General features: G+C 66.9%; 5 protein-coding genes. 4 read left to right on the forward strand and 1 reads right to left on the reverse strand.

What is annotated here, in order from left to right:
* Positions 1 to 253 precede the first annotated feature (253 nt).
* Both P9K36_RS10090 and P9K36_RS10095 read left to right on the forward strand, forming a co-directional pair.
* Entirely contained in the window at positions 254 to 2578 is a 2325-nt protein-coding gene (locus P9K36_RS10090) for a hypothetical protein (RefSeq protein ID WP_278306976.1), read from the forward strand.
* Between the two features lie 173 nt (positions 2579 to 2751).
* A complete protein-coding gene (locus P9K36_RS10095) occupies positions 2752 to 9090 on the forward strand; it encodes an AAA domain-containing protein (RefSeq protein ID WP_278306977.1) in 6339 nt (2112 codons plus the stop codon).
* A 139-nt stretch (positions 9091 to 9229) separates the two neighbouring features.
* Here the strand turns inward: P9K36_RS10095 and P9K36_RS10100 are convergent, their stop codons facing one another.
* Positions 9230 to 9691 carry a hypothetical protein gene (locus tag P9K36_RS10100; protein ID WP_278306978.1) on the reverse strand — a complete coding sequence of 154 codons (462 nt, stop codon included), beginning with the start codon at positions 9689 to 9691 and terminating at the stop codon, positions 9230 to 9232.
* A 181-nt stretch (positions 9692 to 9872) separates the two neighbouring features.
* Here P9K36_RS10100 and istA point away from each other — a divergent pair, with 181 nt between their 5' ends.
* Together istA and istB are read left to right on the forward strand one after the other, a co-directional pair.
* Entirely contained in the window at positions 9873 to 11372 is a 1500-nt protein-coding gene (istA, locus tag P9K36_RS10105; protein WP_278305570.1) for an IS21-like element ISMdi27 family transposase, read from the forward strand.
* Positions 11369 to 12103, forward strand: a complete 735-nt coding sequence (istB, locus tag P9K36_RS10110) for an IS21-like element ISMdi27 family helper ATPase IstB (protein WP_278305569.1) — start codon at positions 11369 to 11371, stop codon at positions 12101 to 12103. The genes istA and istB overlap by 4 nt, the downstream gene beginning before the upstream one ends.
* The last annotated feature ends 6 nt before the right edge of the window (positions 12104 to 12109 follow it).

Below are 12109 nucleotides of genomic sequence, written 5' to 3' on the forward strand. Positions count from 1 at the left end.
GCGGACGCTACGTGCTCCACAAGCTGGCGATCCCCGCTGTCCTGACCCGGGTTGCCGGCGCGGCACAAGGCGCGGTCCTGGTTGAAAAGCTCCGTCATTCGTGACGACGCGTGTCGCACAAAATGATAAACGTCGAAGCACTCAGCAAGCGACCGGCATCTGGGATGAATGTCAGATATTATAGAGCATTCGCTCAAGCATCGTATCGGACTATGTGGCGTTGATATAATTTACTTGAGATGGAATATATAAAATGAGTTTGAGCGTCAGCGCGACGGTCGTCAAAAACTGGTTCCAATATCGCTGCGAACGCAAGGCTCGGTATGAGATCATGGATGCCCTTGATCTGGAAGCCGCCAGCGTGTCGCGAGACCGGCGCCCGACGGCCTGGGCCGCGCTCGGCGTGGATTACGAGGACAGAGTGATCGCGCGTTTGCATCGCGAGCAGGGCGTTCTGCGCCCGTCCTCGAATGATGATCATCTCGGTGAAGTCGACAGCTTCGCCTTCCTGCGGGGTGCCTTCGCACTCCCCTACGCGACTCAACTCAGCCTGAAGCCGCGCCGCGTTCGTCCGACCTTTCTTGCTCCTGACAATCCTCTCAATCTGCGCACATGTTACCCCGACCTCGTCGGGGTCGACCGCACCGGCGACGTACCCGTTTTCCGCGTGATCGACGTCAAGGCCACACGCAACCCGCGACCGTTTCACAAAGCCCAAGTCGCCTTCTATGCGCGCATTCTGGAAAGCGTGCTCAGCGACCTCGGCGTGCGCGCGCAGATCGCGAGCGATGGTGAGATCTGGCATGTGCCGGAGGATGGCGATAGCGATGGAGATGACTGGGTCGTCGCCCCGTTCCCACTGGCGCCCTTCCTCCGTCTCGTTGACGAGTTCTGTGGTCAGACACTACCCAGTCTCATCAGGAAAGACGTCGGCGCGGGGCGCGATGAGACTTTTTTCCATCTCTATTTCAAGTGTGAACAGTGTGAGTATCTGAGCCATTGCTCGCGCGCGATCAGAGAAGAGCTTCCTCCGGAGACGCGGGATCTGTCTGCGGTGCCGGGTCTCTCCCATGAGAGCAAGCGGACACTTTTGAATCTCGGTGTGCGCTCAGTCGGCGCGCTCGCAGGTGCTCAAGGCTTGTTGCGCGGTCGTCAGGGAGGATGGACGCTTCAGCGTCACGCCGAGCGCCTCGTCCAACGTGCTCAAGCCTTGACCCAAGGTCGAACCCGAAGGCTTGCCGAGGCCACAACCTTCCTGATGCCAGCCCGTATCGACGCGACACTCCTCCTTCTCGTCGATCACGATCCCATCGAAAATCGTTTGGCCACGATCGGATACGCGTACGAGGATGCCGGCGGTCGCCGGCGCGAGGTCGTGCGCGTCATCGCCGGGGCGACCGCGCCAAATGCGGAGGTGGACGCACTCTGTGAGATCCTCGCCGCCGTGGTGCAGGATCTCTCCGCGATCGACGCTCACAACGCCGACGCGGATCTCGACCCGGCTCGAGCCATCCACGCGCATATCCTCTTCTACGAACCGGCTGAAGTGTTGAACTTGCAGGCGGCGATCGCGCGCCACCTGCAGGACCCGCGGATCCGGACCGGTCTCCTGCACATGGTGCGCATGTTCCCGCCCGAGGATGTCGTCCCCGAACCCGAATTTCGCGGCGTCCACCACTTGCCTGCGACCGCCTTGCGCAACGTCATCGAGGCGTTGTTCGCCGTGCCGGTGATGAGCGCCTATGATCTCAGGGGGGTGTCGCGGGCGTTGTTCGCCGAGGGGCTTCTCGAGGAGGCTTACACGCCGGCCGACGGGTTCGCCCGCCCGTTCTCTTCGCTTCTCTCCATCGACGTCATACGCGCGCTCGCGACCCCTCGCGCGTACACGCCGACACGGGCGGAAGTCGAGGACGACGTCCGGGCGCGGTTGTCTGCCACGAGGGCGCTGGCAAACTGGCTGCTCGCCGAGAACCGCAGGGCTGTCTCGGCAGGCGGGACCCCGCTGTTGCGTCTCGCCAAGCGCCCGTTCCGCTTCCAGGCTACGTTCGACCCGCTCGAGGCCGAGGATCTCGACGTTCTGCAGGCGTTCGAGATCCTGGAAAACCGCTCCGGCCTCCTCGGTACCCTGGTAGATCTCGCCCAACCGGCCCAGCGGCGGCGCGACACCGGACGCTGCATCGCCGATCTTCGCCTTCTGCGCTCCGGTCAGAATCGCACCCGGCGACAGCATTGGGCCCTGTTCGAGGTGCCGCCGGAGAGCCGCAACTCGGATCTTTCGGCAGCGAACTTCGACCTCATCCTCACAGACGATGATCCGGACGTCCGGCTCAGCCCGGCTCTTTGGGACGCGACCTCATGCCGGATCGTCGAGCCGGACACCCCGCATAATCCGGGGCGGCTTCTGGTCACCGTCGATGCCGCAGTCTGGGACGGGCCGATCTTTGCCGCGATGCGAACGCGCTCGGACGACACCACGCGCTGGTTCATCGACCGCGTGTTCCGTGACGTGAACACGGTCCGGGCGGCAGGATTCCTCCGTCACCTCGGCGCTGAGCCGGTTCAAGGGGCGCGCGCGTGACCGTCCGAGACGACCTTCTCGCATTCCTTCGGCAGCCCGGCACATTCTCCGCCTCGCTCCCGCCCGCCAGCGGGCGAACGTGGCTGAGGGGCCTCTCGCACTTCGCCTTACCCGAAATCGTCGCGCACGCCGATCGAGCCCTGCGTCCGGCTCAGGAGCGCGCCTGGCGGGAGATGGCCGATCACCGCGCCTCGCTCGTCCTAGGGCCCCCAGGGACTGGCAAAACGCACCTCCTGGGGTGGCTTATCGCAGGCCATCTCTGGGCACGACGCGAGGCGGGCTTACCTGCACGGATCCTCGTCACCGCCTTCACCCGCAACGCCATCGGGCACCTGCTCGAAACCGTGCACCGGCGAACGCAGACCTATCTGTCGGAGCCGCCGCGCGTGCTATTCTTGGGCAACGCTCCCCCTTCGGGGCTCGCTGCCGGCATCGAGCACATTGGGCGGCTGACCGGTCGCGGTGTGGACGACGCCGTCGCGGCCTTGCAGGGCGACACCGTCGTCGTGGGCGCATCGATCTGGTCGTTGAACCGCCTGCTGAGCCAGGCGCGGGTCGATGGCGCTGACGGCTGGACCGCCCCGTTGTTCGACTTGGTTGCCATCGATGAGGCAAGCCAGATGGTTCTGGGCCACGGCCTCATGGCATTGGCCGGCCTCGCCGAAGATGGACGGGTCGTCGTGGCCGGCGATCACCGGCAGCTGCCGCCGGTGCGCACACCTCATGAAGCCGTCCTCGACGGCCGCGCCGTCGGTGGATCGCTCTATCACTTCCTTCAATCGGTCGGTGCCGCCGAGTTTGCCCTCGACGAGACCTTTCGCCTCAACGGGCCGCTTGCTGCATTCCCGGAACGCCACTTCTACCCGCGTGCCTACCGCTCGGCGGATCCCGTGAGGAACAGTCGCCTCGCCTTGAGCGAGGGCTGGTCGGATGGCCTTGAGGGTTGGGAGCGGATCGCGCTCGATCCCGCCTACCCGATCGTCTCCCTTGTCTACAACGGGCCCTCCGCGGCGACCGCGAACCCGTTCGAGGCGCTCCTCGCCGCGCGCCTCGCCGTTCGCCTGCGAACCCGTGTCGTGTCTCCCGGCGATGGCGGAGCGGTGGACGATGACGCCTTCTGGCAGGACCACCTCGCGATCGTCAGCCCGCACCGTGCCCAGAACGCCGAGATCCGCTCGGCCTTGAGTGATCGTGCCGGCCACAACCCTGTGGTCGAGACGGTCGATCGTATCCAGGGCAAGGAACGCGACGCCATCATCGCGTCCTACTGTGTTGCGGACTCCGAGTTCGCGCTGGCCGAGGCGTCGTTCATCTTCGGTCGCGAACGTCTCAACGTGACGACGACTCGCGCGCGTACGAAACTCATTCTGCTCGTGAGCCGTCGTCTGCTCGACGCCGTGCCGTCCGACGAGGACGACCTCGCCTCCGCGGAGTTGCTGCGCGAATACGTCTATTCGGGTGCGGAGGTCGGGACCGTCACGCTGCCCGGGCCCGATGGCGAGCGCGTCCGCGTCGCCGTACGGGTGCAGGGCTTTGACGATCTCGCGGCCCTGCCTGCGATCGAGCCGTCCCCGGCACTGACGTCCATCGCCGTGGAACCGGAGCCGGCCTTCACGGCGGATCATCAGAACCTGCTCGACGCCATCCGAGCGAGCGCTGCGGCCAACCTGCAATACGGTACCGCGACCGTCTCCGACGTCGAGCGCCGCCTCGCGCGTCGCGGCCTGCCCTTTGACACCTGGCGCGATCTTTTTCGATTGGGCCTGATTGGGCTGCGGCAGGCCCGCAGCCCGCGAGGGCCTTTCTGGGTCGCCGAGCCGCGTGATCCGCCCCGTGTACCCTACGCCGCCGACCCAGCGACGGTCGCCTCACGCCTCGAGGAGGTCGTGATCGGTGCACGCCGCAACCGCAGAGCGCCGTTCTACAGCAATGTCCGCCATCGCTTCGTCTGGATGGATCGCGAGGGCAACGACGTGCTCCTGCCGATCCTGGAGGATCTCGCGCGCGAGCCCGGATCGGTCGTCCTCGAGCGCACCGCGCGGGGTGATCTCACGGTCGATCTGCCACGAAACAGCGGTTCGAGCGTCGCGGAACCCCCCTCTCCTCCCCCCTCGCAGGCACTGACGGACGACGATTTCCGTGTTCTGAATGCTCTCGAGGACATCGAAGCGCGCCGCATCAATTTCGGGGTCGTCGAGGCATGGACGGCCGTCCCGGAGATCATGCGGCACCTGCGCGATCGTAGGGCGCAGCGCGGTGTGTATGCAGCCCTCGACCGCTTGCGCGAGCATGGACACGTGCTCCTCTGCGAGGACGAGCGCGTGCGCAGCCGTATGGCCGAACTCGCTCGTGAACTGCGCTACGTCAAGCAGCGCTTCGCCAAAGGGGACGCGACCCGGCGCCCATACCTCGTGCGCGGCTCGAAGGTCGAGATCCGCGATCGGCGCAAGCCCGAGCGACGAACGCCGCTGTCCGAGCCGATCGGTGAACTGCGCGGGAGCCTCTCCGACCGCCCTGAAGCCGTGCAGGCGCTGGGGCTCCTCGAAGGGTCGCTACAGCGGCTGTGGCAAGCCGCCGATCCGGGCATCGCCGGCTTCCAGGCGCGGGCCCTCGTGTCGCTCTCGCGCGCTTGGCACGGCGAGGTCGAGCCGCCCGCGCGGCCGGACGCGTTCGTGGTCACGGCGGAGACCGGGTCGGGCAAGACCGAGGCCGCCTGCCTTCCGCTCATCGCCGGGGCGCTCGCCGATGCGCTGGGTGGGATCCGGGGGACACGCGCGATCCTGGTCTATCCGCGCGTGCGTCTCGCGGCCAACCAAGCTCAGCGCTTGGTCCGCTACGCCGCCGCGCTCGCAGCAGGCTCCGACGGACCACTCGTCACGCTGGGTCTCCAAAATGCACAGGTGCCGCGGGACGAAGCGGCGCTCGAGCACATCGCCTCCCGCGGCGGCGATAGCGGTTGGCGTCGTGCGTCGACGACCGGCTCTTACGAGTTCCCCCTCTTCCCCTGTCCGGAGCCCAGCTGCAGCAGCACTCTGCAGATGCAACTTGGACGAGGCCGCTCGAATGCCGACCGGCTCGCCTGTGAAGCTTGCGGGTGGCACTACGACGGATGGATCGGGACCAAGCGCGGCCTTCGAAACACGCCGCCATCCTTGTTCCTCCCGACGACGGAGTCCCTGCACCAGTGGTTACACGATCCCAGCGCCGGCGCACTCTTCGGTGATGGGGCGGGCGGAGCCTCTCATCCTCCGCGCGCCCTCCTCGCCGACGAGATCCACCTCTACACGCACGGCCACGGCGCACAGGTGGGCTACGCGTTCCGCCGCCTGCTCGCGCGCTTACAGACGAATCATCCGGAGCGGCGCCCTCCCCTCGCGATCGGCATGAGCGCGACCCTGGGCGATCCGGCCGACGCCTGGGGGCGTCTCATCGATCGACCTGCGGTCGCAACGTTGGCTCCGCAACCCGGAGAGTCGGACGAGAACCCGCGGGGTCGCGAATACTTCTACTTCGCTCAACCGGAGGTCGAGTCGCGCGGACGCGACGTGGCGGGAGCCTCGACGACGATCCAGAGCTTGATGTGCCTCGCGCACGGCATGCGTCGGCGGACCGGCGCAGAGGGCGGATACCGCGGGATCGTCTTCCTCGATTCGATCGACAAGCTCCGGCGCCTACACGGCGACTATCTTGACGCCGAGGAAGGCGGTCGCCTCGCATCCTATCGGACCCGAATGTACGACGACGACCCGCTCACCGGTGAGCCGCGCAATCAGTGCTGTGGTGAACCGCTCGGCTGCGACGCCTTCCGCGAGGGCGAATGCTGGCATTTCGCGGCGACAGACGGCCGCCAGGTCGGCGCGCAGGGCCGCCGCAGGCCAGGCCAACCCCTCGCGGTCGCCGAGACGCCGGTCTACTCTGGCACAGGAGGAAGGGTCGAAACCCTCATCAAAGGTGCCGATCTCGTCTTCGCGACCTCGTCGCTCGAGGTGGGGTACGACGATCCGGACATGGCCCTCGTGTACCAGCACTACGCCCCACGTAACTTGGCGAGCTTCGTCCAGCGCAAAGGGCGGGGTGGCCGGGGCGTGAACGACCGACCCATCACCGGCGTGACCCTGTCGCTCTACTCGCCTCGGGACAGTTGGTACTTTCGCCGGCCAAGCACCATGCTGGAAGCGGGTGGGTTCGGCGTTCCGCTCAACCCGAGCAACTTCTTCGTGCGCCGAGGACAGGCCGTTGCAGCCTTGCTCGACGGGTTCGCGCGTTTCGAAGGCGTGCGCGGACGGCCTGCGCTGAACGCGGACCTAAGGCCAGATCCGGCGGCTCTCAGCTTCGCGCAAGACCTCGTCGACGTCGCCTTCGGCCCGGACCTGTGCGCCTCGCTCGGGATCGCCGACCTCCCTGCGCTTTGGTCTGATGCACTGCTCGAACTTGACCGCGGGGATCGCCCGCGCAGCCTCGCAGGCCTGCGCGAAGCTTTGCCTTGGGTAGCGACAGTGCTCTTCAACGCCTCCGACGCCCTCGCGGCCGGAGTGCGCGTACCCGAGGATGCCGCGACGGGCACACCACTGCGACCTGAACCGTTGTCGCTCGCGCTCGCGACCGCCGCACCTGGCAACATCACGCGGCGCTACGATGGCCGTTACCTACACTGGATCGTGCCCATTCAGGGCGAGGCACCCTGGCTTACGCCAGAGAGCTACCGTGAAGCGGCGTACTTTCCGACAGAGGGCTTTGACCCGGCAACCCTCATCGATGCATTGCCTGACGGAGCCCGGACCGAGATCGGTACCGAGATCCATCCTCGCATCTGCCGGCCGCGGGTCGTCGAATTCGCGACGGCGGGTCGGATGTGGGGGGCCGACTGGGAACCGGCCTGGGGAGTGACAGGATCCGGCCCCACGTCCTCGGTGCAGCACGGCGGACCGGGGCAGGTAGTCCCGCTCTCGACACCCATCGGGGGCGGAGCGTCCCCCGTGCATCATCAGAGCCGGGGGGCGCTTCGCGGTTTCCTCGTCGTTCGCGCCGATCCGGCGCTCGGGCAAACCCTTCCTCGCGCGACCTTGCCCGCCTGCGCAACGCGCGCGGAACAGTTCGTCGGGCGCGGCGTCTCGGCCCGACGCACGGGTTTGGCTGTGACACATCTATACTGGGGCGGGGACGCTCAGGTTCGATTGGAGGATCCCCAGGCGGAGGACGTCTATCTCACCCAGCGGTTCACGCGACCGGGTACGACCGAAACGCTCCTGCACGGTTACCGCGTCGAGACCGAGGGCGTCCGCCTGCACCTCGATCGCGAGCGCCTCGACGCCTTCGTCGGACAAGAGGCCGATCGTCTGCGCGACACTCCCGAAGGACGCTGGCACCGCGCGCAACTGCTCCGCCACCAAGTGGCGAGCCGCGCCCAGAGCGCCCGCGCCAACACCTACGAGGCGCGACGGGCCGCCGATCTCATCGTCACGGCCGCCGCGCACCCGGACCTTCGCACCCGCTTGAACGCCCTGCTGCATTTCTGGGATGGCGGGGAACTCAGTCGGCTCCTCATGGACACGTGGCGGACCCACCTGCTGGCACATCCGCAACTCTCCGAGCGCCGTGTCACGCGCCTCGGCGAAGTCGCCGGGGGCCAGGAATTCCAGGGCGTGCTTCAAGCCGCACTCCAGGACGCGCGCTCCGATGCGATGTTTGCGGGCTACCTCCGCGGCGTCGTGGTCCACGGTCTCGCATTGCGCCTGAAACAGTCCTTCGTCCTTCTCGGGCATGGCGACGAGCGCGAGGTGCTCATCCACGCCCGCCTCCCTCTCCAATTTGGCGATCGCGCGGACGATATCATCACGGTCGCCGAGGCGGGCGCTTACGGGGACGGCACCACGCGCTCGTTCCTCGCACGCTGGTCCGAGGCCGCCGCGCACTGGCACGACGGCTTCTTCACCACTTGCCCGAACGCGGCCGAGGATGCGATCATGGAGCGCCTCCTCGCGGCGTCCGTGTCGGAGCGCGCGCGGTGGCGCATGTATGATCCAAGAAATCTCGAGCAGGTTCGCACCCTGGCAGCCGAACTCGGCGCTCCGATCTCAGAGGGAAGCGCCCCCTCCGTCTCCCTAGCCTTGATCCTGCGCATCCTGTTCGGTGCCGAATCCGTCGGGGCCGAGCGGTTCGAACTCATCGACCTCGCGCTGGAAATCCGCGCCAGCGAGGCCGCTCTCGTCGAGCGCCTCGGTCGCCCTGCCGGAACCTGGGAGGCTGTCAGCGCGACTGTCGCGGACGCCGAGATGGGAACACGGCCGATCCTGCAGCGTCTTTTGCGGGCCTATGGGGAGGTGGAAGACGCGGACCAGACCGAGTCACTCGCGCCATCGGCACGCTTGGCCGAGCAGGTCTATCGCCTCGGCATTCGCCTTTGCCCCGACGGGTGCCAGGCCTGCCTCCACCAAGGAAGCAACCTCATGTCCGATGATCTCGTTGAGACGTCAACGAGCCGGAGCTTACTCTCACGCTTCCTCTGCTCTTGACAGAGCCTCCTTGCCCGAAAGGCGAGGAGGCTTGGTCAACGGATCGCGCGAAAAGCGCTTCCCTTCAATTAAGCACCAGTCGAGCTCAGATGTAGGGCGGAGTTGTCACTCGGCTCTCGCTGCAAAGCCTATGGACGGTTCAGCCGCGGCTACGAACCGAGAAACCCTCAAGCGCTTGGTTGCGGTCGAGCCAATCTCGGACATCCTGCGTCACGTGACGCAGCGTCGCTTGCCCTGTTGCGAGCGCATCCAAGAATGTGTCGACCTCGGCGTTTTCTGTCAGGGAGTGTCGCTCTTTCTCCAGCGCAAACCTCTGGTGCCCGAGTTGAACGACAACATCGCGCCAAGAGGTAGCAGAGGCCGTCAGGTCACTCGAGCGTTCCGCGGCCTCACCGCACGCGATGTAACGTGACCCAATCTCCGATGTGGCTTCGATCGCTTCGAGCAATCGCCCGATCACGGCAAGCGGGCGGAAGTCACGCTCGACGATCAGCTTCCAATGACGGCGCAACTGCGTTTCAGCGCGCCCGAGTTCCTGGATGAAACTCTTCCAACCGTCCTGCACGTCGCGGAGATCGTTCGCGCTTGCGGCCCTCAACATACTATCGGCCGCCTCGTCTACGGCTTCGTAGAGATGAGACAGTGCATTCGCTTGGCCCGCTTCGTGTGTGTTTCGGCGTGCAACTTTGACCCCCTGATGCGGGGGATCGGCGTCCAATTCTGACCCCCTGAAACTTGCTCTCGCAGACTGCCCTCCGGGACGACCGGACGGGTGGTGGGGGATGAAGGGCGTGGACACGATTGCGCGCATCCGGCGCGAGTTCTTCATTCGCGGCCGGTCGATCAAGGATATCGTCCGCGACCTGCACGTCTCCCGCAACACCGTGCGCAAGGTCATCCGCTCGGGAGCCACCAGCTTCGCCTACGAGCGCGAGGTGCAGCCGCTGCCCAAGCTGGGACCATGGCGGGACGACCTCGACCGGATGCTGGCCACGAACGCCAGCCGGCCGCCGCGCGAGCGGCTGACCCTGATCCGGGTGTTCGAGGCGCTGCGCGGTCTCGGCTACGAGGGCGGCTACGACGCGGTGCGCCGCTACGCCAAGGGCTGGAAGCGGGAGCGCACTGCCATCACGGCGCCCGCCTTCGTGCCGCTCTCCTTCGCCCCGGGCGAGGCCTACCAGTTCGACTGGAGCCACGAGATCGTGCTGATCGGCGGCGTGACCACGACGGTCAAGGTCGCCCACGTCCGGCTCTGCCACTCGCGCATGTTGTTCGTGCGGGCCTACCCGCGTGAGAGCCAGGAGATGGTCTTCGACGCCCATGACCGGGCGTTCGCCTTCTTCCGCGGTGCCTGCCAGCGCGGGATCTACGACAACATGAAGACCGCGGTGGAGACGATCTTCGTCGGGCGCGAGCGCGCCTACAATCGCCGCTTCCTGCAGATGTGCTCGCACTATCTCGTCGAGCCGGTGGCCTGCACGCCGGCCTCGGGCTGGGAGAAGGGGCAGGTCGAGAACCAGGTCGGGCTGGTGCGCGAGCGCCTGTTCACCCCGCGCATCCGGGTGAAGAGCTACGACGAACTGAACGCCATGCTGCTCGACGGGGTGATCGCCTACGCCAAGGCCCATCCTCATCCCGAGGAGCGCGAGCGCAGCGTCTGGGAGCGGTTCGAGGCCGAGCGGGCGGCGCTGGTGCCCTATGCCGGCTGCTTCGACGGCTTCCACGCCGTGCCGGCCGCCGTCTCCTCGACCTGCCTCGTGCGCTTCGACAACAACAAGTACTCGGTGGCCGCCTCGGCCATTGGCCGTCCGGTCGAGGTGCGCGCCTACGCCGAGCGTGTCGAGATCCGCCAGGACGGCCGCATCGTTGCCGAGCATGCCCGCGCCTTCGGCCGTGGCCAGACGGTGTTCGATCCCTGGCACTACGTTCCCGTGCTCGCCCGCAAACCCGGCGCGCTGCGCAACGGGGCGCCGTTCAAGGACTGGGTTCTGCCCGCCGCCCTCGACCGGATCCGGCGCAAGCTTGCCGGCAGCGCCGACGGCGACCGCCAGATGGTCGAGATCCTCACCGCCGTGCTCGGCGATGGCCTGCCCGCGGTCGAAGCCGCCTGTGCCGAGGCGCTGCGCGAAGGCGTCCACTCGGCCGACGTCGTCCTCAACATCCTGGCTCGCCAGCGCGAGCCTGCTGCCGCCGTCACCCTCCCGACGCCCGAGGGTCTGCGGCTGCGCCACGAACCCGTTGCCGACTGCGCCCGCTACGACAGCCTGAGGAGAGCCCGATGATGGAACGCCAGCAGATCCTCGCCACGATGGGCGAGCTGAAGTTGTTCGGGATGAAGGCGGCCTACGACGAGATCATCAAGGTCGCAGTCAAGCGCACCCACGAGCCGCAGCAGATCGTCGGCGACCTGCTCCAGGCCGAGATCAGCGAGAAGCAGGCCCGCTCGATCCGCTACCAGATGACGATCGCCAAGCTGCCCCTGGCCAAGGACCTCGCCGAGTTCGCCTTCGCCGGCACGCCGATCAACGAGATGCTGGTGCGCGATCTCGCCGGCGGCGAGTTCCTGGCCCACCAGCGCAACGTCGTGCTGGTCGGCGGCACCGGCACCGGCAAGACGCATCTGGCCATCGCGATGGCCCGGGCCTGCATCCGGGACGGGGCCCGGGCTCGGTTCTACAACGTGGTCGACCTCGTCAACCGGCTCGAAGCGGAGGCGCGGGCCGGCCGGCAGGGCCGCATCGCCGACCACCTCGCCCGCCTCGACCTCGTGGTGCTGGACGAACTCGGCTACCTGCCGTTCGCGCAGTCGGGCGGGCAGTTGCTGTTCCACCTGATCAGCAAGCTCTACGAGACCACCTCGATCGTGGTCACCACCAACCTCGCCTTCGGGGAATGGCCGGCGGTGTTTGCCGGCGACGCCAAGATGACGACCGCGCTGCTCGACCGGCTCACACACCACTGCGAGATCGTCGAGACCGGCAACGAGAGCTGGCGCTTCAAGAACCGCGCCTGAGGTCGG

It is taken from the genome of Methylobacterium sp. 391_Methyba4, assembly GCF_029691625.1.
Lineage (GTDB): Bacteria > Pseudomonadota > Alphaproteobacteria > Rhizobiales > Beijerinckiaceae > Methylobacterium > Methylobacterium fujisawaense.